Source organism: Holdemanella porci (assembly GCF_009696075.1).
Taxonomy (GTDB): Bacteria; Bacillota_I; Bacilli_A; order Erysipelotrichales; family Erysipelotrichaceae; genus Holdemanella; species Holdemanella porci.
Genome location: NZ_VUMR01000027.1, coordinates 1 through 24,898, shown reverse-complemented (window position 1 = coordinate 24,898; position 24,898 = coordinate 1). Strand labels below are relative to the sequence as shown.

Here is a 24,898-nt window from a genome sequence, read left to right as displayed (position 1 = left end):
CAGATAATATACTTTTCATAGTGACCTCCTATTGTGTTATGGCATCGACACCATAAGTGTTTTTAATCAATTCAATTATGAGTCGTAATCCACGTATTGACAATAGGAGGTCACTTCATATTATCTCATATTCCCATTACATAGATTTGACAAGGATTGTTTTCAACCCACAACGAATTCAGCACTTCAAATTCTTTAAACCCTAATGAAATATAAAATCGATTTGTACAATCATAATCTTCATACATTCCCATCTTCACTGTTTTTACCTGGATAAACGAATATCCACTTTCTTTTATACTTTCCTTTGCGTATTCAAATAGTGCTCTTCCAATTCCTTTACGATGATATTCTTTTAACACACCCATTACAGCTAGTTCAACCGTATCTTTACCTGTTTGTTTAAGATATAAAAAACCAACGACCTTATCCTTTTCCATAGCACAAAAGAAATCTTTTCCTACACTATCAAGAATATATTCTTCTCTTGCTTCTACAATTCCAAACCACTCAGGCAATGCTTCTAATATGGTTCTTGTGATTTTCTTTTTTTCTTCATCATCTGCAACTTTAATAATCTTCATATTCATACTTCCTTTACTCATCGTTCAATAATTGTTGTAATATTTCTTTTTCATCATCGACTATACAATGAATTTATTTAACTTCCTTTAAAATTTCTTCAGCAGTGACTCCAAATAGCTTAGCTAGAGCCATTAGATTCGTTGTACTTGGATCCGATGCACCACTTTCCCATTTTGATACAGCCTGTCTTGAAACACCTAAAGACTCTGCCACAAATTCTTGCGTCATTTTGCGTTGCGTACGATATCTTTTAATCACTTCTCCAAGTGACTTTGCACTTTCTGCTTTCTCTTTTCTAACAGGTTCAGATTTAATATATTTTCTTAAAGTCCTAAAAAGCAATACAAATAAGTATATGAATGCGACACCAACTACAAAATCCATCAACAAAAGAATATAAGCTATAAATACAGTTGCCTTCATAATACATATTTCCTCCTTTTCACCATCATTATATTAATTTTATTGTGGTTGCTCTACCAACTATTTGTCAACTTTATTATTTTATCTTTTATCACAATACAAAAAGAAAAACACTACAAGTGTAGTGCTATTATTTTTCATATTTATCTTTCTTACAAAAGCTTTTAAAAGGACATCTTTCACATTCTGGATTTCTTGAATGACAAAGATAACGTCCAAAAAATATAAAGTCATGATGCCCTTGATTCCATCTTGAACGATCGATTTTACGTTTTAGTTTTTCCTCAACCTTTTCAACCGAATCATTATATTTAGCTAAACCTAAACGCTTACTGACACGATTGACATGGGTATCTACCGCAAAGCTAGGAATATCGAAAGCTACACTACGAACGACATTCGCTGTCTTTCTTCCAACACCTGCTAAAGACATTAAATCCTTATATGTGTAAGGTACTTGACCATGATATCTTTCAACTAGATCTTTACTTAAATTCGAAATCGAACGAGCCTTATTACGATACAAACCAATTCTTTTAATGTATGGCTCTAATTCAGAAACTGTAGCCTCTGCCATCTTTTCTGCCGTAGGATATGCCTTGAATAATGCTGGCGTTACCTTGTTGACCATCGCATCCGTTGTCTGTGCACTTAATACGACCGCAACAATCAATTGAAATGGGGATTCATGATACAATTCGCACTTCGCATTGGGAAAAATCTTCTCCATTTCATTCAAAATTTCATTCGCATTCATCGCTTGCCATTCTCCAAATCTTCAGTCGATAAACCTTTTTGTTGCCAATTCTGAAGAATTCTTTCAATATAATTTAAATCGCAAACTTCATTACATACAGCTTCATTTAATGCACAAATCACACGACGCTCCTCATACATACTGGCCATATCAATAATTCTTTGCATTTCCGTTGAAGATAGCGGACGCGCAAATTCCATTTCAAACTGCTCTAATAAAGAACGATCAATGGAAGTATCACTGGCTTTAGAAAGTTCAAAGATGCCTTCAATATTAAAAATCAAAGATCCATTCGCATAGTCTAAAGTCAAATAGCCTTTATCCGATAATTCCGTAAAAATATCTTCCACTTCATCCGCACCGATTTTTAATTTTTCACTAATCAATTCATGATCAATTGAAATATGCTGCTGGTTGAAAAAATCAATCAACAGTACGACCAATATTTCTTTGGGTTCTAAAACCAAATCTTGTAGATGATCAATGATCCAAGTTCTACGATCTACATAAGGTGCATTAAAATCAAAATCAGCCATTATCGTATCTCCCTTTCATAAACACGTTCAAAACTATCATAATCCAATAAAATCAATTTATTCGATCCGCGAATCTCATATACCGGATTGTTGTAGCCATATCCAAGTGCAATCGAATCACACTTGATGTTATAGTTCTTTTTCGCAATGCGTTTTGCCTTTTTATAATTCAAAGTTTCAATATCTCTTGAAGTAATCAATTCAGCCTTCGCATTGTACCAATACAAAGTCGTGTCATCATATCCCTGATATGTTATGTAATCAAAGACATGCTCACTCAAGCCTTGGATATTCTTATTTTGTTTAATTATTTTTTCAATTCTTTGCGCATAAATCTGTTCCTTAACACGATTCGGTCCACTAATAAACTCAGACCAAATCAAAAGTAATACAAGAACAAGAATGATGACCAATGCCATTGTCGTTGTTGTTCCATGCTGCCTTTTACGCTTATGCTTTAGTCCCATTCTTACCCCTCCTTTTTACTATATGCGCATCAACCAGTTTTCAATCAATTTAGCCGATTGTGCACTTGCTTTAGAAACATAGGTTGAAAATTCCATTGGATTTTCATTATGATGCACAACATCACTTAGTGAACGCACAATCACAAATGGAATATTAAATTGTGTGGCAACAGCACCAATCGCTCCTGCCTCCATTTCTGAACAAATTGAGTCTGGAAAATTATTCATTAATTTTTCAAAATCCTCATCTCTAGACATAAATAAGTCTTGCGAAGCAATTGTACCTACATGATAGCGAATCTGCATAGCCTTTGCCGCTTCAATACAACTTTGGCTCAATTTTTCATGACTATTATACACCAATCCAACACCAGAAGGACCATCTAATGGACTTGTATCATAATCGGCTTGTACAACCTTATCACTAATCACAATATCCAACACTTGCTCATCCTGCGTTAATCCACCAGCTGTACCCACATTAATAATGCTGTCGATATTTCCTTGCATACACAAAATTGTACAAGACATAGCCGCATAAGCCTTGCCTACACCACTCTTACATAAGACTACATCTTTACCTTGCCATTTTCCATATGTTAATGTGCATCCCGCAATTGTCTTCGTATGATCTACTAAGTCCATACGCTTTTCAAATTCATGAATCTCAGCATCCATTGCCGCTACAATACCAATCATTCTTGTACCTTCTTTCTACATACATAAAAATACTTTTCACCAGGCACAATCCCCTCAATATCAAAATCCGTTGTGACTTTTAAAACATCAAAATATTTCGACAAAGTATCATTCAACCATATTGGATCATATACTCTTTGAATATGATGCTCCTGAACCACTTTGTCTTTCATATAAAACGCAAAATCCTGATATACATAATCATCTTCTGCCATAATTGACCATTGATATTGACAACCATCTTCAAAGGCACCTGTCTCATTATATTCCGAATCAAATTCATCTAAACGATCTAACGAATGTGTATCGAAGAAGAAAAGTCCATTTGGTTTTAGATGTTGACAGACTTCATGAAAGAATGCATCAACTTCTTCTTTCTCTAAAATATAGTTAAAACTATCACACAAACAGAAAATACCAGAATAAGATCCTAAATTACTTAAATTACGCATATCTTGACATAAGAATTGAATGGACCCCTCTAAGTTTTTACTCTTAGCCTGCTTCACCATTTCTTCACTCAAATCAAGAGCTGTCATCGTATAGCCTTTTTTTGCGAGCATCTCAGTGATCTCACCACTACCACACGCAAGTTCTAAACAATCACAAGGTGCAAGTTCACTCTCAATCCAAGATACCCATTCTCTAGATGCCTCTTCATCTTTTACTAAGGCATCATAATAATGTGCCAATGTATTATAAATCATACGTTTTTACTGGAACATCCGAATATAAACGATCCAGATTATAAACCTGCCTTTCTTCATTCACAAATAAATGGACTACAACTTCTTTTAAATCAATTAAAAGCCATTTTGAACCAGAGTCACCCTCAATATGCATATCCCCCATATATCCAGCTTCTCTTAAACGATCCTTAATGTTTTGTGCAATCGCATTATTCTGACGAATATTTGTAGTTGAACAAACAATCATTGAATCCATAAATGGAGTCAAACTCGTTACATCATATACACGTACATCTTGTGCTTTCTTTTCACAGATCGCATGAACTACAATATCTAAAATTTCCATGTTTATCCTCTCTTTAAATACTCACGATTTTGTTGAACCACCAAATCAAATCCTTCTTTAATATCTTTGTTACAAATCTCAATCAATTTAGTAGAATCATATCCACGCAAAGGATCTAATTTATCTGCACAAAACACCATCATCGCATATGGATCTTGACTTGTTCCTAATACATGATGATAAATCGCATTATAGATAATTGGATTTTCAATTAAAAAGATATCTTTCGTGACAGCAGCCCCGACAAAACCATGCCATACAGCTACAGGATATTCCATGTTTTCAGGACACACACTCTGCATCCATTTTAACATTTCATCCTTTGGCATATATTTAGCTATATCATGAAACAAACCAATATAATACGCAATATGCATATCATACCCATTGTTCAACGCAAACTCTTCACAAAGTTTGGCAACCGATAAAGAATGCTTATATCTTTTTTCTGTCAATCTAGAAGCCACAAAATCCTTCACATACAATCGATTTCGATAGATATAACGCAACACTTCTTCAGGCAAATAATTCAACTTATTTCCCATTCGAATCTCTGAACTAGAAACTGGAACTGCCGGCATTGTCATACACGCAATATCATACTTTGAATCAGAAAGCTTTCCATCCCTATCAAAACATACAAAATGAGCCATCTTCACAAGTTCATTCGAATTGTGCCACTTGTCAAACTGCATCAATTGATCATTTCCTATGATCCAATAAAATTCATGTTCCGGATATATTTCAATCAATTTCTTTAGCGTATCATATGTATAACTTTTACCTGCTCTTTCAAGTTCAAGTGTACAAACTTTAAATTTTTGGTTTTTCTTAATCACCAAATCAATCATAGCTAAACGCTCTTGATCCAATGTCAGATCATGATCTTTTAAAGGCGTACTAGACGTTGGCATAAACCATACTTCATCTACACCTAATCCCTGCAAAGACTGATTGGCCATTTGAATATGCCCATCATGTATAGGATCAAAAGAACCTCCTACAATGGCAATTCTCATTTTTTAAGCCCCAATTTGTTTTCTTTACTTCTTCTATACAACAAGAAAGTATGTCCTACAATATGAACCACTTCACTACCTGTTGCACTTGCACAATCAATAGCTGCCTCACGCACATCGACTGGGCATGTCTTTAATAAATTACATTTTACTAATTCATGTGCCTCCAATGAATCGGATAAAGTATCCATTAAATTATCACTTAAACCATCTTTTCCAATTTGGAATAAAGATCTATATTCCATTCCTAATTTTCTTAAATATTTTTTATTTTGACTCGTTAACATTAAATCATCGCCTTTCTAAATGTTACCTGAATACCTTTATGTACTTTTACATATACATCTTTTACTTGTCCACTAATACAGAACCATCCAATACCATGAATACAAACATCCATTTTTTCTCCCTCAAGTTTAGGAGCATGGAACGTATGCATCGTTAATAAGGATGTATCTACGCATGGCACTAACATGCCATTTAAATGTTTTTGCCACAACGCATCCGCATTGCTTAATTTTCCTCTATGAATCGATAAAGAACGAGAGAAATATCCAACTACTGTTGCCTTACCACTAACTACCACATCAAGTCGAGCAAGTCCTGCCGCCGCAAAGGACTGATCCTCAAAGATTTGCGAAACAAATGGTCGAATTGGTTTTGTTGGAATGACCGTCTTTAAATCTTTAGGCTGTAAATGCGTTAATAAAGAATGCGTATTCTCAATACCGGGCGTATCATAAATTGTATAATCCTCAAAAGGAATTGGAACTAAATCTAATGTAGTCCCTGGATTTTGAGAAGTCGTTAAATCTTTCGATGCCAATAAATGATTCAATACAGTGGATTTTCCTGCATTGGCAACACCCATAAAAATCACATTTCGATTCTTACGATATTTCAAAATCGCATTCACAATACGTGATGAGTATTCTCTAGATTTATCATTTTCCTTTAATAGATAACCACAAATCACAATATCCTTTACGACAATATTTTCTTCGTGAAGACGATGCTTTACAAAGTTAATGATTTTTTCATCTGTTAAAGTTGTAGGCAAGACATCACGCTTCGTTAATACCATCACAATATCTTTACCTGGAAGTTTTTGATTCAAACGTGAAATTAAGTTAGCCTCAAACGCAAATAAATCCACAACCCAGAAAACCACACCATCGATTTTATTGATTTTTTCTAATGTTGCGTTGGATTCAATTCCCTGCTGCATATTGATTGTCACATCGCCATAATGACGAATGCGATAACATCTTTGACAATAAGAAGCATCTAAAGTAGGAACATAGCCTAATGCATTTTCATCTTCGTTTTGTAGTAAAACACCACAACCCTTACAATATTTAGTCATCAAAGTCACCTCGCTTCAATAATTTTTTCTTTTCTAAATAACCATATATTAATTCTTCAAAGAAACGAAATACTTTTGTGATATTTCGATCCTTTATCGCAATAGGAGCCGTTAAAATTGTATAAAGCCCCCAAATATTTCCACCCAATATATCCGTATACATTTGATCACCTAATATCGCAATCTGATTTGCCTTTAGACCATGGTCTCTCATTGCCTTTTTAAAACAAAACGGAAATGGTTTACAAGAAAATGGATATGTATTTGAAACTGGAAGATGCTTACCAAAATTCTTACCTCTAGAACTTGGTGAATTTGAACATAGTGCAACCTCAATTCCATTCATTTTTAATTTATTTATAAAATCAATCACATCCTGATTTGGACATTCTTCATCATACGCCACAAGCGTATTGTCAATATCACAAAGAAGTAATTGAATTCCCATTTCATGAAGTTTTTGAATGTTTAAAGTTTTAAAACTTTGAACATAATAATTCGGAGCAAATATATTCATTTAAAACTCCCCTTTGGCAAAGTATTCAATCAAATGCTCGGCACTACGAATACCATCAATAGCACTTGTCATAATGCCACCTGCATAGCCACTACCTTCACCGCTTGGATAGATACCTTGAATATTCGAAACATAAGATTCTTTATCACGAACTAAACGCACGCTGCTACTACTTCTTGATTCTACAGCACTTAATATGGCTCCACCAGAAACAAAGCCAGGCACTTTCTTTTCAAAATGCTCTAACGCCTCATGCAAGGCTAGATTGACTTCTTTAGAGAATAAATCGTTCAAATCACAAAACGTTGTACCAATCGAATATGTTGGTAATACGGATTCAAATTGATTTGATATTTTATTTTCTAAATAATCCTTCGCAAGCTGTACGCAAGCCTTATAATCGCGTCCCATTTTAAAAGCTTTCTTTTCCAAGTCTTCCTGATATTTTAACCCGGCAAACAATTCATTACCATAATCCGAATCATTAATTTGCACAAGCAATGCACTATTGGCATTTTCTCCACTACGACTCGCATAAGACATACCGTTCACAACCAATTGATCTTTTTGACATGAACTTGGAATAACATAGCCACCTGGACACATACAGAATGTATATACACCTTTTGAATTGGATGCCGTATACGTCAATTGATAACGTGCTGGAATCAATCTTTCATCTTGACTATATTCATGAAGCATAGCCTCATTGATATATTTTTGTTTATGTTCAATACGAACACCAACCGCAAACGGTTTATTTTCGACATGAATACCATGTTGATGAAGCATTAAAATGGTATCACTTGCACTATGTCCAGTCGCAAGAATTAAAGCATTACAATCTATCCATTGTTGATTGAAATAGATTTGTTTCAAAGTACCATTTTCCACTTTAATATCTTCTAACTTTGTATCAAAATAGAAAGTTCCTCCCAAACGTTCAATTTCTTCACGACAATTAAGAATAATCGCCAAGAAGGCATCTGTACCAATATGAGGATGCTGATCAATTAAAATATCAGACTTTGCCCCAAAAGAAACAAGTTCCTCTAAAACTTTGCGACATAATGAATCTTTCGATCTTGTCGTCAACTTTCCATCACTAAAGGCACCCGCACCACCTTCGCCAAATTGAACATTGCATTCTTCATCCAATTGTCCATTTTCCCAAAAAGTTTCTACTTTTTGTTTACGAACATCCACTTTTGATCCTCTTTCTAAAACAATTGGTTTATAACCAGATTGTGCAAGAATCAAAGCTGCAAACATACCTGCAGGACCAAACCCAACAACAACGGGTCTAGCCAATAATGCATGTTTTCCACTCATTACTGGATGATACGTTTCATCGGGTGTTGGAGAAATATCTTTTAGCTTTAAAAGCTTCTTTTCATTTTTAACTTTACAATCTACAACATACGAAAATAAGACCTTCTGGTGACGTGCGTCCACACTTTTTCTATGTACGTGCCACTGCAAAAGGTCTTCTTTACGGATTCGCAGTTTTTTTAAGATTTGTGCCTCAATTTCATTTTCATTGGCACATTTCACCTGAAATAATCGAATCATAAGCTTACAGTAATTTTTTTAAGATCGGATATTGATCCTGATAACGCGTCACAAAACCTGCCAAACATTGTGCACATGCCAAAGTTAAGAAATAAACAACTAAATGTGCATGTGGCATCAATGCCAAAAAGATTTTGGCAAACAAAATATGTGAAGTATAAATCATCAATGAATCATGACGTAAAATCGCAAACATTTTACGGTATGGAATATTGATTTTTAATAAATAATTCACTAAGAAATAAATAGCGGGAATCAAACAAATATACATACTTGTTAAATCTCTTAAAATACCGAAATGACGATATAAAGATACTTCCGCAAAGAATAATACAAAACTTATCAAGAAACCAATCAAGCTAACCTTTTTAGGCAAGCGACGCGTTCTTGAAAGTAATAACCCAATCGCAATGAACATAGGACCAAAGAAAATTCCATTCCTTGCGGTTGACAATGTTTTTGTAAAGAAACCAAAGAAGAAGGATACACCTGGAATACTTTCCCAAATTGGTGTATATACATTAATCAAATAACCTACAAAATATAATATAAACGTAATCAACAATGTGAAATTCAAGCCTTTTTTCTTATACAAACAATACACAATTACGTCCGCTAACATTAAGGCTGGTAAAAACCACAAATGATAATAACTTCCATTCAAGAAAAAATCTCTCACATATGTAAATAAATACTTAATATGGAAACCCGTGTGCGTATAATCAAAAATCGTATATGGCAAATAAATAATTGTCCAAATCAAATAAATTCGAAATAAACGAATCAATGCCTTCTTTAAACGAGTCTCATTTAAATCTTCATTTTCTGAATCATAGTTTCTAAAAAAGAAGAATCCACTTGTCGTAAAAAAGAACGGAACCGCCAAACGACATACAGTATGAATAAAATACGTATTAAATGTTTCAGAAATCTCTAAAAAAGGAAATGTATGAATACATACAACTAATAAAGCCGAAACATAACGTGCAATATCTATCGATGCATACTGTCTTTTCATGAGCGCACCTTTAATCTAGGTACACGCGAAGAAATCGAAGTTAGTGTCTCATTGTTGATAGTCTTAGCCGTACGACTAATTTGATCAACAGTAACGACTTCATTTCCTTGATGACCTACGATACATACTACATCGCCCTCTTTTACATCATCTACATCTGTAACATCAATCATACATTGATCCATACATAAGTTTCCAATTAATTTACATCTTTGGCCATGTACTAACACTTCAAATCCCTGATTCGATAAAAGACGTGGTAAACCATCCGCATATCCAATACTCATTGTCGCAACTTTTGTTGGTTTTTCAGCCACAAAATGACGACCATAACTTACACTTTGTCCAGGATATATCCATTTCACCAAACTAACATTGGCATACATAGACATAATTGGAATAAAATCTGGGTTTGTTTGAATTGGAATTTGATCATCACTCGTCACACCCATATAAAGTAGACCCGGTCTACAATATTCATATTCCAGCTCTGGATAGTTTAAAATTCCATAACTATTTTGAAGATGACGAATACCTGGATCAATACCTTGAGATTTCAATAAATCAACAACTTCATCAAACAATTGAATTTGTTTGGTCGTAAACGATTTACAATTTTCATCCAAGCAATCACTCACAGGAAAATGCGAGAAGATACCTTCTACGCATAGATTTTCCATATGATACTCTTCATAAATATCTTCTATATGTTTATCTTGTTCTTGATAAACAATTCCCGTTCTGCACATACCTGTATCTACTTTACAATGACAACGAATCTTTACATTATTTTCCTTGGCATACGCATTTAATTCTCTTGCATACTCAATAGAAACTAAAGATTGAACAATATTTTGTTCATGAAGATAGTGAAAATGCATACTAGGTGTATATCCTAATATTAGGATATTATCTTGAATTCCTGCATTTCTTAAGTTCAATGCCTCATCCACACTCGAAACACCAAAATAATCCACTCCACATTTTTGTAAAGCCTTAGCACATGCGACATCACCCAAACCATACGCATTGGCTTTGACGATACCCATAATTTTTGTTTTCTTTACGAGCTTTCTAACTTCTTCTACATTATGCGCAATCGCATCATAGTCGATTTCTGTCCAAGCCCGACTATAAGCTTCTAACATGCTCCAATAGTCCTTTGCATAGCTAATTCAATTAGCTTATCAATTAAATCCGCAAATTCAATTCCAGCTTCTTTCATCATAGAAGGATAACGAGAAGTAGCCGTTAATCCTGGAATTGTATTCAATTCATTTAAAATCACTTCTTTATCTTCTGTCACAAACATATCTACTCGTGCCATACCACAGCAGTTCATCGCAATATATGTTCTACGAGCTAATTCTTGTGCTTCTTTAAATGTTTTTTCATCAATACGAGCCGGACAATAAATAGCTGCTCCCTTCATCTCATACTTACCTTCAAAATCAAAGAATCCACCATTAATTTCAATTTCATCCACTGATCCTGTAAAGATTTCTTCATTTCCCATAACAGCACAACCAATCTCAAAGCCCTTAATTACTTTTTCAACTAAGATCTTACCGCGACCATCATAGAAGAAAGCATCTTTACATGCACTTTCAAATTCTTCTTTATCATTCACAAAATGAACCCCATAGCTACTTCCTGCATTGCATGGCTTAACAATCCATGGTAATGGAATCTCTTCTTGAATCTGTTCAAATGTAGGATTTTCTCGATTTGCGTATAAACAAATATAATCTGCACATGGAATATTTGCTTCCTTACAAAGAATATGCATAATTTCTTTGTCCATTGACATAGCACTTGACATTACATCACAGCCTACATAATGAATATTCATCAATTCAAGCAATCCTTGAATCAATCCATCTTCTCCATTTTTTCCATGTAGTACTGGGAATACACAATCCAATTCAATCACTTTGTTTGAACCATCCAAAGGCATGATTCCACCATTTACCCATGCACAAGATACACAAGTTTCTTCACTTTGCCATGTATCATGTTCAATCGAATCCACATCTCCATTATATAAATAGAAATGTCCATTTTTATTAATTCCAATTAAAGTCATATCATAGTTATCAGCATGAATCTGACGTAAAAAAGAAGCGACAGAGTGCAATGAAACAGAGTATTCACTACTTTGTCCTCCAAATATGACACCTAAACGTAATTTACTCATTGTTTTTTCCCCCTAAATGCATCTACTAACGTATCCATTTTCATAGCTCTTGAACCCTTGATCAAAACAATACAATCTTGATCTAACAAAGGTTTAACAGCTTCATATATCTCATCTTTTGTTTCATACCACTTTCCATTAAAACCATCACTTGTTTCTCTAGAAAGAGGTCCCGTACAATATAGTTCGTCTACACCTTTTTGTTTAGCGTATTCGCCCACATCAAAATGCAATTGTTTTTCTTCACTTCCAAGATCTAACATATCCGATAAAATGGCAATATGTTTTTGCGCAGGCAATTCCATCAATGTATCGATAGCTGCCTTTGCACTTTCTGGATTTGATTTATACGTATCATCTAAAATATACGCATTTGAAACTGGAATTAGCTGTGTACGCATCTTTGTCATTTCTAAATCAGCCAATCCTTTTAAAATAGATTCCTCTTTTAATTGACAAGCCTTTGCGATAAAAATACACGGTAATGCGTTCATAGCCTGAAAATCACCAAATGCACGTAAATGAACAGGTGCATCTAGAATATTGCAGTTAAAAACAATTCCTTCTTTATCATATTTAATATCACTTGTGATAGAAACATCTCCACCTTGACCAAAAGATACGATTTTCTTATTTTCTGTATTCAAAGTAGGAAGAACCTGTTTTATTTCTTCACTTTCATGATTATAAAGGAATAAGCCATTTTCTTTTAATCCCTCTAAAATTTCACATTTTGCCTGAGCAATCTGAAGTCTACCGCCCAAATTTTCCATGTGAGCGGAACCTACAGAAGTAATCACAGAAATATCTGGCTGTGCAATTGAAGTCAACTGCGTAATTTCGCCTTTGTTTTCCATACCCATTTCTAAAATTGCAACTTCAATATCTTCATCAAAGTCAAAAATAGTTAATGGAAGACCAATTTCACTGTTACGATTTCCCTGTGTTTTTTGTGTTTTTTTCTCTTGTGAGAAAATACTATATAACATATCTTTACAACTAGTTTTTCCGTTAGAACCCGTTACACCAATTACTAATGGACGTAACTCATCTAAATACGCTTTCGCAAGATCTTGCATAGCTTTAAGCGTGTCATCAACTAAAATAACGGGAAAATCCGGATATGGAAGATGATCCTTTTGCCACAAACTAATCAAAGCACCATCTTCAATTGTTTGTTTGGCAAATACATGTCCATCTGCCCTTTGACCAATAATTGGTACATATAAAACATCTTTTGTCACCTGTCGTGAATCAATCACAACGCCATGTATTTTTCTTGTATCATCAATATCACCATGCACATTTGCATGCATCATATTTGTTATTTCCTGAATGGTTTTTACAATCATCTCAAAACCTCCACTTAGTTTACATTATAGCATAAAACTAGTTCTCAATATTTATAATTCACGAAAAATCCAAATTTTCCCATTTTTGGCACTCGCAAGCACTATCAATTTTGTAAAATGAGTCAAAAAAAGCAAAAAAGTGGGGTGAAAATACTACTTTTGTGTTAAATCACATATTTTCCCACACTTTTCACATTTTATTTGACACAACTTATGGTATACTTCTATACAAGCAAGGAGTTTGAAGACCTTGCCGGTATGAAATCAGTAAATGGTATTCATACTATTTTCTATCCCCTTATTGAAAAGTCAGACACCCCCTTAGTCTGGCTTTTCATTTTATCTAAAACGATGTATTATTTTTAATAAGGAGGACGTATACTTATGTGTATTTTTTGTATGATCGCTAATGGTGAAATTCCAAGCAATAAAATCTATGAAGACGAAAGTGTTATCGCTTTTCTAGACATCAACCCTACTTCTTATGGACATACGCTTGTAATCCCAAAAGAACACTGTGATTCTTTTTTAAATTGTCCAGATGAAACACGCAACCATGTATTTGAAGTTGCTAGTAAGCTTGCCAACAAATTGGAACAAACTCTACATTGTGATGGCATTAACATTTTAAGTAATGTGCATGAAGCTGCAGGACAAAGTGTTACCCATTTCCACGTTCATTTGATTCCACGTTATAAAGATAACGATAGTGTTACCATTGAATTTCATGAAATTGAAAAACCAGATTTTGAAGAATTAATGAATAAACTAAAATAAAGAAGTCAATTTGATTTGACTTCTTTATTTATTTGTTCAATTTGATATTTTAATGAATATACACGATTTACATATCCACTAAAATCTTTACCATTCCATTCATCTTGCGTTAAATACGCCTTTTCTCCATAGATATTATGCGTATCTATCGAATCTGAATCATTAATATTTGGAATACATACCATGTAATATAAAATTTCTGAGGCATAATTCATTTGTACAATATATACAAATCGATCACTATTATTTTTTTGATTCGATTTTAAATAAGCCGAATAGACAATCTTCATTTTATCAAGTCCAGGTGCTTTATCTTCTTTACCGTCTATAGTATATATAGATTCTTGATTACCCTTTACATAATCTATAGCTGCATCTTTCCCATCCTGAATCAATGTTTTTGGAATGTCCTCTAATGCACTATAACGATTGGCAAGCCCCTTAACCACCACATCGGTTTCAACACTTTTTGGCTGATAATGATATTGATTGGCTAAAGCCTCATCATACGTTGCCGTTACATGAATCGTATCTCCATTTGATAAATCTGTATTCGGACTGACTTCATATTGAACAGAGTTCAAAAAATCCTGTGTTCTTTGATTTAGATCTCCCTGTTTAGCACTTACTGTCACACTCGCATTCCCGTTTTCTCCAACATACGTATATTGCGCATTTGCCATAATATCAATTTCAACATTACGCAAAAAGAAGAAGTAAGCAATCAAAACAAGAATGCATATCATACTCAATAAGCACATAAAATATATAGCTTTATTCTCTATCTTCTGTTTATCCATTATAAAACTCCTAATCAAAATACTGTGCACTTTCAATAGCTCTTGAAATATACAACAACAAATCCACATCCACTTGATCTTGTATGATTTCTTTCGCATCATGAATACACGTTTCCATCATGGCCTGGTCTTTTTCAAAATCACCAAACACAAGACAAGGCATACCACTTTGTCTTATCCCTAAAATATCACCTGGACCGCGCATATGCAAATCATAATTGGATACTTCAAAGCCATCCTTTAATTCTTCCATCTTTTTTAAGCGTTCAATAGCCTGAGGATCACTCGATGCCGATAACAAGAAGCAATACCCCTGTTTTTTATCACGTGCTACACGCCCTCTAAGCTGATGCAAAGTACTTAAGCCAAAACGATGCGCATCATAAATGACCATCACGCTCGCATTGGCCACATCAATTCCAACTTCAATAACTGTTGTAGAAACAAGGATATCCAATTCATGTTTAGAGAACTTCTCCATCGTTTCTTCCTTTTCCTGACTTGTCATTTTTCCATGAAGCAAGCCAATACGTATATCTTTTAATGTCTTTGTCATGCCTTCATAAATTTCAAATACATTACGCATTTTAAATTCATCATTCTCTTCAATGGCAGGACACACGACATAACATTGTCTTCCTTCTTGAATAAATTTCAATACATCTTTTAAAACTGGCGACATACTTGAGGTTTTAAAATACTTTGTGACAACACTCTTTCTTCCTTTAGGCATTGTATGAATCGAACTAATATCCATATCTCCATATAAGAAATGCGCATACGTTCTAGGAATCGGTGTAGCTGACATCATTAGAAAATCAACACATTTGCCTTTTTCTAATAAAGACCTCCTTTGTTTCACACCAAAACGCTGTTGTTCATCCACAATCACAAGGCCTAATTTATTAAAAATAACATTTTCTTGAAATAAAGCATGTGTCCCTACCACATTTAATATTTCTCCATTCTCAAGTTTCGTTAAAACTTCTTTCTTTTCTTTAGCCGGTAAACTCGAAACATATAAAGTCGCATCTAAACCTAATTTATGCATATTATCTACATGTTGGCGAGCTAAGATTTCGGTTGGTGCCAACAAAGCCGATTGATACCCAGCTAGCTGATTGGCATACATGCTAATTTGAGCAACAATTGTTTTTCCACATCCAACGTCTCCTTGAACAAGGCGAAACATGACATTTGTGCTCTTTAAATCATATAGAATATCCTCAATACTTGAAAGCTGATCCTTCGTTAGCTCAAAAGGAAGATCTGAAATCCATTTCTTTACTGTTGCCATAGAAAATTTCTTAGCTTTTTTAATTTCTTTCTTTTCATGCATCGACTGCATTACGCATTGAAAACATAGAAACTCTTCATACTTCAATGTACGAATTGCGGCATGCAGCTGCTTTTCATTCTCTGGAAAATGAATCCATTTATAAGCCGTAGATATATCTAACAACTTATACTTTTCAATATACCTTTGTGGTACTCTTTGAGGCAAAACATCCACATGTTTAAGGGCCTCTTTCATAATGGCCTGTATATCGGATTGCTTCAAACCTTCAATCAATGGATATACTGGATGTAAGCCTAATTGTTGATCTAAAGGTTTAAAATTATAAGTAGAAGCAACCACATTATTATTCCCTTGATATTGTCCATATATTGTAATCGTCTTGCCAAAGCCAAACTGAGATGGCCATGGACGATTGAATAAAGTAATGTTTAATTCTTCATTCCATGACATGACTTTAAACTTAGTCATCGAACGATTCTTAGATAAGCGAATCATTCTTGCGTTTGAACAAATCAAGCCTTGGAATACAACATTTTCCTTTTCATTCCATTGTGAATAGGGCAATGTTTGAACCGTATCATACCGCAAAGGATAATATTTCAATAGATCCTCAACCGTTAAGATATTCATCTTTACTAAAAGACCAAGTCTTCGACTGGTAATTTTCAATTCATTAATCTGCATCTAAAAGACTTCCTACATAAGAAACATAATTCAATTCAAGAATGCAATAGAAAAAGCCCAATAAAAAATTCACAAACAAATAAGTAAACATAGCTGCAAGACTCGACTTAAAGCTAACTCCCAAGAATAAATACATCATCCAAGATATCATAGGATTACCCATATACATAGATCCAACTAAAATACTTTGGGCATTAAAGCCTTGTGCTGCACTAAATAAACCTCCAGACATTGTATCAAACACAACAATACAGATTAGTAATGTACAATACCAGTTCAACATGGATTTCTGGTGTTTTTTTAGTGCAAAAGGAATAAATTCCTTTAAGTTTTTATCGTGAATCAATCCATAATAGAAAATCAACTGGAATGGCACCATCATAACTAAGCAGAATGCACTAATAAGTTGTAACACTAACATTAAGCTTGTATTATTTGTGCAAACATTCACTAGATTTGTAAGAATTCCACTCACAATTAAAATATAAATACCTTGTAGCACTAATACTTTCAAAATTGCAGATGCGCAAAAATTTTGTTTCTTCCATATCTTTGTGCAAATAAAATAGAAACCTAAACTCGACAATAAACTTAATACGACTTCTAGACTTTGTCTAAGATATACATTCATACCTGAGGCACTCATCATTAAATAGGCAATGTTATAGACAAAGCATAAGATCAAAGTTAATACGATTGTTTTATATATACTTCTAAAATGTAGTTTTGACATTATTTTTTTCATGCAAAAATCTCCTTTTTTGGTAAGATACAATTATTCTAGTCCTTTGTCCAAATACAAATTCATTCAAATGACCAGAAACACATCCACAAATATGTATCTGTGCTATAATATTAACAAATTTATGGAGGAAATGTATATGAATTCAAAAATTAAACGAATTATTGACTTCTCAACTGCCTTTGGACCAAGTGGCATGGAAGATGAAGTATCTTCACTAGCCATGGAAGATGTCAAAGATATTTGTGAAGTTCATGACGATACAATGCGTAATACGTATATGCACTTTAAACAAGACAAAGAACATGAAACAACGATTCTTTTGGATGCACATGCCGATGAAGTTGGTTTTATTGTGCAAGCCATCAAGCCAAATGGTACAATTCGCTTTTTACCATTAGGTGGATGGGATCCAAAAAACATTGTATCTGGCGAAGTCTGGATTCTTAATGACAAAGGTGAAAAAATTTCGGGTATTGTCGCAAGTCAACCGGTTCATTTCTTATCTGAAGAAAAGCGTAATGGAAAAGTAGATTTTGATGATTTAGTAATCGATGTAGGCGCAACAAGTGTTCAAGAAGTAAAAGAAGAATTTCATATATCTGTAGGTAACTTCATGTGTCCTGCAGTTACATGTAAATATGATGAAGCACATAAGATTTTCTTAGGAAAAGCCTTTGATTGTCGTATAGGCTGTGCAGCCGTAATGGATGTACTACACCAATTAAAAGATGTAAGCCACAACATTGAAGCCACATTAACAACACAAGAAGAAGTCGGCGAAAGAGGCATGGACACAGCAATCAAAAACTTAAATCCTAACATTGCGATTTGTTTTGAAGGATGCCCAAGTGATGATACATTTGAACAAGACTACATGATTCAGTCTGCCTTGAAAAAAGGTCCAATGTTACGTTGGTTTGACCGTTCTTATATCACAAGCCCTCGTTTTATGCGTTATGCGATTGATTTGGCTCATGAAAAAAATATTCCTGTACAGGAAAGTGTAAGAAAAGGTGGAGGAACCAATGCAGGAATTACTCACCGCTATAACATTCCAACCATCATTATCGGTATTCCCGTTCGTTTTGCGCATGCTTCCTTTGGAATCTGTTCTGAAGAAGATTATGATAATGCTGTAAAACTTGCGGTTGAAATCATCACAAACATCGATGCTCAAACTATTCGAGGATTCTAGTATGGAAAAAATTGCCGTCGTAACGGATACAGGTTCCAATCTATCTTTTGAACAGGCAAAATAATTGGGTATTTACCTGCTTCCCTTACAAATCACAATTGACGAAACAACATACCAAGATACATTAGAAATTTCAACACAAGATATTTATAAAGAATTAGCCAAGGGGAAAATGCCCAAAACAAGCATGGCAACCTATCAAAAAATTTATGATTTATTTGAAGAACTAAAAAAAGACTATGACACAATATTTGCCGTTCCTTTGACAAATGGATTATCTACAAATGCTTCGACCATGCAAAGTATTGCACGTGAACTCGAAATGAAAGTACATGTCATTGATATGTATGCAACATGCGCACTTGAAAAACATGTTTCGATTTGGATCAAGAAGTTGGTGGATAAACATAAATCTTCAGAAGAGATTTTAAAGATTATTCAACCTGCTATTGATAAATCCAACTCATTGATTCTTGTCAAAAATCTTCAACATTTAAAACGCGGTGGAAGATTAACACCTATGGCTGCTGCACTTGCGGGTTTATTAAAGATCTATCCTATTTTACATATAAATAAAAGTACAGAAGGTAGAATTGATGTTTTAAATAAAGTTCGTACAGAAAAAAGAGCCGATGCCTATGCGATCGATAAAGTCATGGATGATATTGATATTCAACATACGCATATCTATATTATTCACTCAGATTTTTTAGAGGGTGCCAACCATTTTAAAAAATGTTTTATCGAAAAAGGTGTACCTGAACAAAATATTCATATAGACTATATTAGTTCTGTAATTGCCGTACATACTGGTCTTGGTTGTATCGCAATTCAATATATAAGAGAGGAAAACTAAAACATGGAAACAAAAAATATTTTAATCACAATGAAAAATGGAGATCAAATCAAAGCTGAACTATATCCTGAGATTGCTCCAGAAACGGTTGAAAACTTTTTAAATCTAATCGAAAAGAAATTCTATGATGGACTTACTTTCCACCGTGTTATCAAAGGATTTATGATTCAAGGTGGATGCCCTATCGGAAATGGTACTGGTGGTCCAGGTTATACAATTCATGGAGAATTCGCTTCAAATGGATTTAAAAACGATTTAAAACACACTCGTGGTGTTTTATCTATGGCTCGTGCTATGGATCCAAATAGTGCGGGAAGTCAATTCTTCATTATGCACCAGGATGCACCTCATTTAGATGGTGAATATGCTGCGTTTGGTAAAGTTATTGAAGGTATGGAAAATGTAGATAAAATTGCAAAGACACCTACTACTTTCAATGATCGTCCTAGAACCCCTCAAGTGATTGATACAATCACAATTGTTGACTAATGACGTTGCAACAATTGCGCTACGTGATCCAGGTCGTTGAATCTGGATCTTTTAATTCCGCAGCCAAAGCCTTATTTATTTCACAACCATCTCTTTCGAAATCCATTCATGATTTAGAAGAAGAAATGTCCATCTGCTTATTTGTTCGAACAAATAAAGGTATTCTTCTTTCTGAACAAGGAGAAAAATTTCTAGGCTATGCTAGACAAGTCATAGAACAAGCAAACTTACTTGAAGAACAATATAAAAACACATTCCCTGCAAGAACTGTATTTGCGATTTCAAGTCAACACTATGCCTTTGTGGTAAATGCGTTTGTCGCCTTAGTCAAAGAATACAATCAAAGTGAATATGAATTTTCTTTAAGAGAACAAAGAACATACGATATTATCGAAGATGTAAAGAACCATCGAAGTCAACTAGGCATTCTTTATCTTTCACATTTCAATCGTGAAGTCATTCAAAGTATCTTAAAGAAAGAACATCTTACATTCACTAAATTATTTGAAGCCAAACCCCATGTGTTTGTTTCTAAGACAAATCCTTTATCCCATAAAAAAACAGTGAAAATGGAAGATTTAGAGAACTATCCCCGTCTAACTTATGAACAAGGAATCAATAATTCCTTCTACTTTTCTGAAGAATTACACAGTACTCAGCCATCTAAAAAGAGTATTGTTGTTTCAGATCGCGCCACATTATTCAACTTATTGATTGGACTAAACGGATATACGATTTCTTCAGGTATCTTAAGCACGGATTTAAATGGAAACAACATTGTATCCATTCCACTTGATAGTGATGAAGTTATGGAAATAGGCTACATTAGTGATGGAGTTTTATCCAACATGTCAAAAAACTATCTAAATCATCTCATTCAATACATTGAAAAGACCAAGTGAAATTGGTCTTTTATTATAGTTTTTAACTATAACAAACTAAAAAATATTTTAATTATTCTATATACTATAAATATGATAGACTTAACACACACGAAAGTTGAGGAATTTATTATGACAGTTCAAACACCTTATAGATATGATGTAGTTGGAAGTTTTTTAAGACCTGAAAAACTAAAACAAGCTCGTAAAGATTATGAGTCTAAAAAAATTTCCAGAGAAGAATTGACCCAAATCGAAGATGAGTGCATTACAGATTTAGTTCAAAAAGAAAAGGCAGCCGGCCTACACGTCATCACAGATGGTGAATTCAGACGTGCTACATGGCACTTAGACTTTATGTGGGGATTTGATGGCGTATCTCATACACCAACGAAAACAGGCCTTCCCTTCCATGGAGAAGCCGCTATGATTGATGATACATATATCACTGGAAAAGTTGGTGTGAGTGGTACACATCCTTTTGTAGAACATTTTAAATTTGTGAAACAATTTGAAGATGAAAACACAATTGCCAAACAAACCATTCCTGCTCCAGCACAATTTTTGGAACAAATGATTCTTCCTTTTGCACTAGAAAACACTAAAAAATATTATGAAGATACTGAAGAATTGGTTCAAGATATTGCAAAAGGATATAAAGTTGTCATCCAACAATTATATGATGCAGGATGTCGATGTATTCAATTCGATGATTGTTCATGGGGTATGTTGGTGGATGAAAAAGCGCCATTATTCTTCCAAACAGATCAAGAAGGTTTATTAAAAGTTCAAGAATTATTCTTGCGTATCAACAATCTTGCGATTGAAGGAAAACCTGAAGATCTTACAATTAACACACACGTATGTCGTGGTAACTTCCACTCTACATATGCATCTAGTGGTGCTTATGATGCTGTCGCAAAAACATTATTTGCGAAAGAAAATGTGCATGCCTATTTCTTAGAATTTGATGATGCTCGTTCTGGTGGTTTTGAGCCATTAAAAGAGGTTACACCCGATAAAAAAGTCGTACTTGGTTTAGTTACTACAAAGTTAGCCAAATTAGAAGACAAAGAAACAGTAATTGCCCGTATTAAAGAAGCTAGCCAATATGTCCCTTTAGAAAATTTGTATCTAAGTCCACAATGTGGTTTCGCCTCATGTGAAATAGGAAATAAATTAACTGAAGAGCAACAGTGGGCTAAAGTTAAATTGGTTAAAGAAATTGCCGAAGAAGTATGGGGATAGAAAAAAGTTTGGATTAATTTCCAAGCTTTTTCTTTTTGTGATTTATTTTTTTTAAAATTATTTTTACCCAATTTGATACAAGCGTTAGTATAAAAGGAATCAAACATACATTTAAAATCACATAGATAATTTCATACCATTGTAAGTGAACAATATAGAAAAAGTTCTTACATAAAATGATGGAAACGGCAAATATTACTGACATGATTGTAACCAATATTTTTCTTAGCATTGTCATTGGCACACATACTCGTATCAACACCATAAGTGCATTGACTCCGGCAAGAATTGTACACATTGTTGAATATTCATTAGGTGAAATATAAACAAAATGGCCTAGGATTGAAACACCAATTACACTACAAATCACACATATGGCTCCTGGCAATGCTTTAGATATGACATTTCTTAAGAAATTTCCTTTTACAATATTTCCGTTTGGTTCAAGCGTTAATATAAAGCTAGGAATTCCAGTTGCCAAGGCAGAGATCAAAGTCAATTGAATAGGTTTAAACGGATAGTTTTTTAAACATACAAGTGTTAATAAAGAAAGTGCAATTGAGAAGATTGTCTTCACCAAAAATAAAGAGGCTGTTCTTTGAATGTTATTAATAACACAACGTCCTTGATATAAAATAACAGGTAATGTATTCATTTGGTTTTCTAATAAAACTAGGCTCGCCACACTTTTACATGCTTGTGAACCCGAACCCATCGCAATAGAACAATCCGCTTCCTTTAATGCCATAACATCATTTACACCATCACCCGTCATTGCAACAGTTTTATTTCTTCTTTTTAAAGCTAAGACAAGTTCCTTTTTTTGTTCTGGAGTAACACGTCCAAAAATCGAATACGAATCTACAACCATTTCTACATCCTTTATAGTAGACATATCAATACTTTTTGATGTAAAACCTGCTTTTCTAGCTAAAGCTTCCACTGTTCTAGGATCATCTCCTGAAATAATTTTTATTTCCACGCCTTGTTTTTTAAAGAAATTTAAAGTATCTTTGGCATCTGGCCTTAATTCATCACGAAGGCAAATATAAGCCAAAACAGCATTATCTTTCATCAAAACTACTACACGCATAGCTTGAGACGTATAGTCTTCAATATGTTTTTCTACATCCAAATCTATTTCTTTGGCAATATATGAATACGCTCCTAATTTATATTCTCCATCTTCAAATGTCACGCTCGAATATTTTCTTTGACTTGAAAACGGCAAATAGGATACAACTTTCTTATAATTTCTTGCCTTAAAATAGTTTCTTATCGCTATAGCTGTCGCATTGTCATCTGGTAAAGCCTGCATCATATCGCCTAGAATTCCGTCGACATTTTCAATTTTTTCAACATGACAAACACTAAGTTTTCCTTGCGTCAATGTACCGGTCTTATCTAAACATAGTGTATCTGTCCTAGCTAAGGTTTCAATACAATATAGTTCCTGTACTAAAACCTTTTGTTTACCAAGCTTATAAGCACTGATTGCCAATGCAACACTAGTTAAAAAGACAAGTCCTTCGGGAATCATGCCTACAACGGCAGCCACAGTATTTAAGGTTGCGGTTGTATAATTTGTTTTAATAAGCTGCTTAATGAACAAAACACATCCCAATGGAATTAAAATATATGTACACCATTTTATAATCCAATCAATTGAATCACGTAACTGACTCGGATAACGTTTAAAACGCTTAGCATGTTTTAAAATCGAATACGCATATGTATCTTGTCCTACTTTGTCTACGTGCATCCAACATTTTCCTGAAATCACAAAGCTTCCACTAAGTAGTGAAGAATTTTCTTGTTTATATACCGCATCACTTTCACCCGTCAACATGGATTCATCGCATTCAATATTTCCAGATATAATATGACCATCAAAACTGATTTCATCGCCAGCATATAATACGAGAATATCGTTGACTTTCACTTCTTCAACGCTTAATTCCAGTTCAGTATTATTTCGAATCACATGAATCTTTGTCTGATTTAATAAAGAAAGCTTATCCAACATATGTTTTGAACGAATTTCCTGAAACAATCCAATCACCATATTTAAAATGACCGTAATCATAAAGAGCATATTACGATAAGATCCCGTAAAGAATACAAATATAGCTAGAACTACGTTAATTCCATTAAATAATGTAAACACGTGTTGTTTAATTATTTCTTTATAGCTTTTCGATAAATTATTTGAGTTATGCATATATTTATTGTACTACCTTTTAAAATATGAAATTTGGTACTATGTCAAGATTTAAGACAACTTAAATATCTGTTTTTTTAATGTTTATGTTTCAAATATTGTTTTTCAAAATTTTGTGGAGATTCATATTCACAATGTGAGTGAATTCGTGTTGTATTA

At 33.9% G+C, this 24,898-nt stretch carries 27 protein-coding genes; 6 read left to right on the top strand and 21 right to left on the bottom strand.

What is annotated here, in order from left to right; translation table 11 throughout:
* Positions 1 to 125 precede the first annotated feature (125 nt).
* From FYJ55_RS06095 to FYJ55_RS06015, 17 genes are all read right to left on the bottom strand, one after another.
* Entirely contained in the window at positions 126 to 584 is a 459-nt protein-coding gene (locus tag FYJ55_RS06095) for a GNAT family N-acetyltransferase (RefSeq protein ID WP_154556089.1), read from the bottom strand.
* A 73-nt stretch (positions 585 to 657) separates the two neighbouring features.
* Positions 658 to 1,008 (bottom strand): helix-turn-helix transcriptional regulator, encoded by a 351-nt coding sequence (locus FYJ55_RS06090; RefSeq protein ID WP_154556088.1) that lies wholly within the window; start codon positions 1,006 to 1,008, stop codon positions 658 to 660.
* A gap of 130 nt (positions 1,009 to 1,138) precedes the next feature.
* On the bottom strand, positions 1,139 to 1,765 hold the full coding sequence (gene nth, locus FYJ55_RS06085) for an endonuclease III (protein WP_154556087.1): 627 nt from the start codon (positions 1,763 to 1,765) through the stop codon (positions 1,139 to 1,141).
* Positions 1,762 to 2,301 (bottom strand): DnaD domain-containing protein, encoded by a 540-nt coding sequence (locus tag FYJ55_RS06080; RefSeq protein ID WP_154556086.1) that lies wholly within the window; start codon positions 2,299 to 2,301, stop codon positions 1,762 to 1,764. The genes nth and FYJ55_RS06080 overlap by 4 nt, the downstream gene beginning before the upstream one ends.
* The gene (locus FYJ55_RS06075; RefSeq protein ID WP_154556085.1) at positions 2,301 to 2,768 is read right to left on the bottom strand and encodes a hypothetical protein; all 468 of its coding nucleotides are present in this window, start codon (positions 2,766 to 2,768) and stop codon (positions 2,301 to 2,303) included. Before FYJ55_RS06075 ends, FYJ55_RS06080 begins: the two co-directional genes overlap by 1 nt.
* 18 nt (positions 2,769 to 2,786) lie before the next feature.
* Positions 2,787 to 3,467, bottom strand: a complete 681-nt coding sequence (locus FYJ55_RS06070) for a 5'-methylthioadenosine/adenosylhomocysteine nucleosidase (RefSeq protein ID WP_117571118.1) — start codon at positions 3,465 to 3,467, stop codon at positions 2,787 to 2,789.
* Entirely contained in the window at positions 3,464 to 4,174 is a 711-nt protein-coding gene (locus FYJ55_RS06065) for a class I SAM-dependent DNA methyltransferase (protein ID WP_154556084.1), read from the bottom strand. Before FYJ55_RS06065 ends, FYJ55_RS06070 begins: the two co-directional genes overlap by 4 nt.
* Positions 4,164 to 4,502, bottom strand: coding sequence for a ribosome silencing factor (gene rsfS / locus FYJ55_RS06060; RefSeq protein ID WP_003864422.1), 339 nt, complete (start codon positions 4,500 to 4,502; stop codon positions 4,164 to 4,166). The genes FYJ55_RS06065 and rsfS overlap by 11 nt, the downstream gene beginning before the upstream one ends.
* Positions 4,503 to 4,504: 2 nt before the next feature.
* Positions 4,505 to 5,521 (bottom strand): nicotinate-nucleotide adenylyltransferase, encoded by a 1,017-nt coding sequence (locus tag FYJ55_RS06055; protein WP_154556083.1) that lies wholly within the window; start codon positions 5,519 to 5,521, stop codon positions 4,505 to 4,507.
* Positions 5,518 to 5,808, bottom strand: coding sequence for a YhbY family RNA-binding protein (locus FYJ55_RS06050; RefSeq protein ID WP_154556082.1), 291 nt, complete (start codon positions 5,806 to 5,808; stop codon positions 5,518 to 5,520). Before FYJ55_RS06050 ends, FYJ55_RS06055 begins: the two co-directional genes overlap by 4 nt.
* Complete coding sequence (locus tag FYJ55_RS06045) at positions 5,808 to 6,887, bottom strand: GTPase (RefSeq protein ID WP_117924333.1); 1,080 nt, start codon at positions 6,885 to 6,887, stop codon at positions 5,808 to 5,810. Before FYJ55_RS06045 ends, FYJ55_RS06050 begins: the two co-directional genes overlap by 1 nt.
* Positions 6,880 to 7,404, bottom strand: coding sequence for a YqeG family HAD IIIA-type phosphatase (locus FYJ55_RS06040; protein ID WP_154556081.1), 525 nt, complete (start codon positions 7,402 to 7,404; stop codon positions 6,880 to 6,882). The genes FYJ55_RS06045 and FYJ55_RS06040 overlap by 8 nt, the downstream gene beginning before the upstream one ends.
* On the bottom strand, positions 7,405 to 8,976 hold the full coding sequence (locus FYJ55_RS06035) for an NAD(P)/FAD-dependent oxidoreductase (protein WP_154556080.1): 1,572 nt from the start codon (positions 8,974 to 8,976) through the stop codon (positions 7,405 to 7,407).
* A 4-nt stretch (positions 8,977 to 8,980) separates the two neighbouring features.
* Positions 8,981 to 9,994 (bottom strand): acyltransferase family protein, encoded by a 1,014-nt coding sequence (locus FYJ55_RS06030; RefSeq protein ID WP_154556079.1) that lies wholly within the window; start codon positions 9,992 to 9,994, stop codon positions 8,981 to 8,983.
* Positions 9,991 to 11,142 carry an alanine racemase gene (gene alr, locus FYJ55_RS06025; RefSeq protein ID WP_154556078.1) on the bottom strand — a complete coding sequence of 384 codons (1,152 nt, stop codon included), beginning with the start codon at positions 11,140 to 11,142 and terminating at the stop codon, positions 9,991 to 9,993. The genes FYJ55_RS06030 and alr overlap by 4 nt, the downstream gene beginning before the upstream one ends.
* Positions 11,136 to 12,191 (bottom strand): D-alanine--D-alanine ligase family protein, encoded by a 1,056-nt coding sequence (locus tag FYJ55_RS06020; RefSeq protein ID WP_117571109.1) that lies wholly within the window; start codon positions 12,189 to 12,191, stop codon positions 11,136 to 11,138. The genes alr and FYJ55_RS06020 overlap by 7 nt, the downstream gene beginning before the upstream one ends.
* Positions 12,188 to 13,543, bottom strand: a complete 1,356-nt coding sequence (locus tag FYJ55_RS06015) for a UDP-N-acetylmuramoyl-tripeptide--D-alanyl-D-alanine ligase (RefSeq protein ID WP_154556077.1) — start codon at positions 13,541 to 13,543, stop codon at positions 12,188 to 12,190. Before FYJ55_RS06015 ends, FYJ55_RS06020 begins: the two co-directional genes overlap by 4 nt.
* Before the next feature lie 384 nt (positions 13,544 to 13,927).
* Between FYJ55_RS06015 and FYJ55_RS06010 the strand changes: the two genes are divergently transcribed.
* Complete coding sequence (locus tag FYJ55_RS06010; protein ID WP_154556076.1) at positions 13,928 to 14,320, top strand: HIT family protein; 393 nt, start codon at positions 13,928 to 13,930, stop codon at positions 14,318 to 14,320.
* A gap of 5 nt (positions 14,321 to 14,325) precedes the next feature.
* On the opposite strand, the gene FYJ55_RS06005 is transcribed toward FYJ55_RS06010, so the two are convergent.
* The 3 genes from FYJ55_RS06005 to FYJ55_RS05995 are packed head-to-tail and all read right to left on the bottom strand — an operon-like array spanning position 14,326 to position 17,849.
* Positions 14,326 to 15,120: a hypothetical protein gene (locus FYJ55_RS06005; protein ID WP_154556075.1), complete on the bottom strand. Its 795-nt coding sequence runs from the start codon at positions 15,118 to 15,120 to the stop codon at positions 14,326 to 14,328.
* A gap of 10 nt (positions 15,121 to 15,130) precedes the next feature.
* Positions 15,131 to 17,104 carry an ATP-dependent DNA helicase RecG gene (recG, locus tag FYJ55_RS06000; RefSeq protein WP_154556074.1) on the bottom strand — a complete coding sequence of 658 codons (1,974 nt, stop codon included), beginning with the start codon at positions 17,102 to 17,104 and terminating at the stop codon, positions 15,131 to 15,133.
* Positions 17,094 to 17,849 (bottom strand): hypothetical protein, encoded by a 756-nt coding sequence (locus FYJ55_RS05995; protein WP_154556073.1) that lies wholly within the window; start codon positions 17,847 to 17,849, stop codon positions 17,094 to 17,096. The genes recG and FYJ55_RS05995 overlap by 11 nt, the downstream gene beginning before the upstream one ends.
* 136 nt (positions 17,850 to 17,985) lie before the next feature.
* On the opposite strand from FYJ55_RS05995, the gene FYJ55_RS05990 reads away from it, so the two are divergent.
* The 5 genes from FYJ55_RS05990 to FYJ55_RS05970 all read left to right on the top strand — a co-directional run bounded on the left by FYJ55_RS05990 (position 17,986) and on the right by FYJ55_RS05970 (position 22,518).
* On the top strand, positions 17,986 to 19,044 hold the full coding sequence (locus FYJ55_RS05990) for a M42 family metallopeptidase (protein ID WP_117571103.1): 1,059 nt from the start codon (positions 17,986 to 17,988) through the stop codon (positions 19,042 to 19,044).
* A 64-nt stretch (positions 19,045 to 19,108) separates the two neighbouring features.
* On the top strand, positions 19,109 to 19,900 hold the full coding sequence (locus tag FYJ55_RS05985) for a DegV family protein (protein WP_154556072.1): 792 nt from the start codon (positions 19,109 to 19,111) through the stop codon (positions 19,898 to 19,900).
* A gap of 3 nt (positions 19,901 to 19,903) precedes the next feature.
* Entirely contained in the window at positions 19,904 to 20,389 is a 486-nt protein-coding gene (locus FYJ55_RS05980) for a peptidylprolyl isomerase (protein WP_154556071.1), read from the top strand.
* A complete protein-coding gene (locus FYJ55_RS05975) occupies positions 20,389 to 21,291 on the top strand; it encodes a LysR family transcriptional regulator (RefSeq protein WP_154556070.1) in 903 nt (300 codons plus the stop codon). Before FYJ55_RS05980 ends, FYJ55_RS05975 begins: the two co-directional genes overlap by 1 nt.
* A gap of 111 nt (positions 21,292 to 21,402) precedes the next feature.
* Positions 21,403 to 22,518: a 5-methyltetrahydropteroyltriglutamate--homocysteine S-methyltransferase gene (locus FYJ55_RS05970; RefSeq protein ID WP_154556069.1), complete on the top strand. Its 1,116-nt coding sequence runs from the start codon at positions 21,403 to 21,405 to the stop codon at positions 22,516 to 22,518.
* Between the two features lie 13 nt (positions 22,519 to 22,531).
* Here the strand turns inward: FYJ55_RS05970 and FYJ55_RS05965 are convergent, their stop codons facing one another.
* Positions 22,532 to 24,739 carry an HAD-IC family P-type ATPase gene (locus FYJ55_RS05965; RefSeq protein WP_154556068.1) on the bottom strand — a complete coding sequence of 736 codons (2,208 nt, stop codon included), beginning with the start codon at positions 24,737 to 24,739 and terminating at the stop codon, positions 22,532 to 22,534.
* Between the last annotated feature and the right edge of the window lie 159 nt (positions 24,740 to 24,898).

Excerpts from the sequence above, each read along its gene's own strand:
- FYJ55_RS06065 (WP_154556084.1), bottom strand. The coding sequence starts at position 4,174 with ATGATTTATAATACATTGGCACATTATTATGATGCCTTAGTAAAAGAT.
- nth (WP_154556087.1), bottom strand. The coding sequence starts at position 1,765 with ATGAATGCGAATGAAATTTTGAATGAAATGGAGAAGATTTTTCCCAAT.
- FYJ55_RS06095 (WP_154556089.1), bottom strand. The coding sequence starts at position 584 with ATGAAGATTATTAAAGTTGCAGATGATGAAGAAAAAAAGAAAATCACA.
- FYJ55_RS05995 (WP_154556073.1), bottom strand. The coding sequence starts at position 17,849 with ATGAAAAAAATAATGTCAAAACTACATTTTAGAAGTATATATAAAACA.
- FYJ55_RS06045 (WP_117924333.1), bottom strand. The coding sequence starts at position 6,887 with ATGACTAAATATTGTAAGGGTTGTGGTGTTTTACTACAAAACGAAGAT.
- FYJ55_RS06040 (WP_154556081.1), bottom strand. The coding sequence starts at position 7,404 with ATGAATATATTTGCTCCGAATTATTATGTTCAAAGTTTTAAAACTTTA.
- FYJ55_RS06005 (WP_154556075.1), bottom strand. The coding sequence starts at position 15,120 with ATGGATAAACAGAAGATAGAGAATAAAGCTATATATTTTATGTGCTTA.
- FYJ55_RS06090 (WP_154556088.1), bottom strand. The coding sequence starts at position 1,008 with ATGAAGGCAACTGTATTTATAGCTTATATTCTTTTGTTGATGGATTTT.
- alr (WP_154556078.1), bottom strand. The coding sequence starts at position 11,142 with ATGTTAGAAGCTTATAGTCGGGCTTGGACAGAAATCGACTATGATGCG.
- FYJ55_RS06010 (WP_154556076.1), top strand. The coding sequence starts at position 13,928 with ATGTGTATTTTTTGTATGATCGCTAATGGTGAAATTCCAAGCAATAAA.
- FYJ55_RS06015 (WP_154556077.1), bottom strand. The coding sequence starts at position 13,543 with ATGATTGTAAAAACCATTCAGGAAATAACAAATATGATGCATGCAAAT.
- FYJ55_RS06035 (WP_154556080.1), bottom strand. The coding sequence starts at position 8,976 with ATGATTCGATTATTTCAGGTGAAATGTGCCAATGAAAATGAAATTGAG.
- FYJ55_RS06020 (WP_117571109.1), bottom strand. The coding sequence starts at position 12,191 with ATGAGTAAATTACGTTTAGGTGTCATATTTGGAGGACAAAGTAGTGAA.
- rsfS (WP_003864422.1), bottom strand. The coding sequence starts at position 4,502 with ATGGAAATTTTAGATATTGTAGTTCATGCGATCTGTGAAAAGAAAGCA.
- FYJ55_RS06070 (WP_117571118.1), bottom strand. The coding sequence starts at position 3,467 with ATGATTGGTATTGTAGCGGCAATGGATGCTGAGATTCATGAATTTGAA.
- FYJ55_RS05990 (WP_117571103.1), top strand. The coding sequence starts at position 17,986 with ATGAATTCAAAAATTAAACGAATTATTGACTTCTCAACTGCCTTTGGA.
- FYJ55_RS05975 (WP_154556070.1), top strand. The coding sequence starts at position 20,389 with ATGACGTTGCAACAATTGCGCTACGTGATCCAGGTCGTTGAATCTGGA.
- FYJ55_RS06080 (WP_154556086.1), bottom strand. The coding sequence starts at position 2,301 with ATGGCTGATTTTGATTTTAATGCACCTTATGTAGATCGTAGAACTTGG.
- recG (WP_154556074.1), bottom strand. The coding sequence starts at position 17,104 with ATGCAGATTAATGAATTGAAAATTACCAGTCGAAGACTTGGTCTTTTA.
- FYJ55_RS06075 (WP_154556085.1), bottom strand. The coding sequence starts at position 2,768 with ATGGGACTAAAGCATAAGCGTAAAAGGCAGCATGGAACAACAACGACA.
- FYJ55_RS06055 (WP_154556083.1), bottom strand. The coding sequence starts at position 5,521 with ATGAGAATTGCCATTGTAGGAGGTTCTTTTGATCCTATACATGATGGG.
- FYJ55_RS05970 (WP_154556069.1), top strand. The coding sequence starts at position 21,403 with ATGACAGTTCAAACACCTTATAGATATGATGTAGTTGGAAGTTTTTTA.
- FYJ55_RS05965 (WP_154556068.1), bottom strand. The coding sequence starts at position 24,739 with ATGCATAACTCAAATAATTTATCGAAAAGCTATAAAGAAATAATTAAA.
- FYJ55_RS06050 (WP_154556082.1), bottom strand. The coding sequence starts at position 5,808 with ATGTTAACGAGTCAAAATAAAAAATATTTAAGAAAATTAGGAATGGAA.
- FYJ55_RS05980 (WP_154556071.1), top strand. The coding sequence starts at position 19,904 with ATGGAAACAAAAAATATTTTAATCACAATGAAAAATGGAGATCAAATC.
- FYJ55_RS06030 (WP_154556079.1), bottom strand. The coding sequence starts at position 9,994 with ATGAAAAGACAGTATGCATCGATAGATATTGCACGTTATGTTTCGGCT.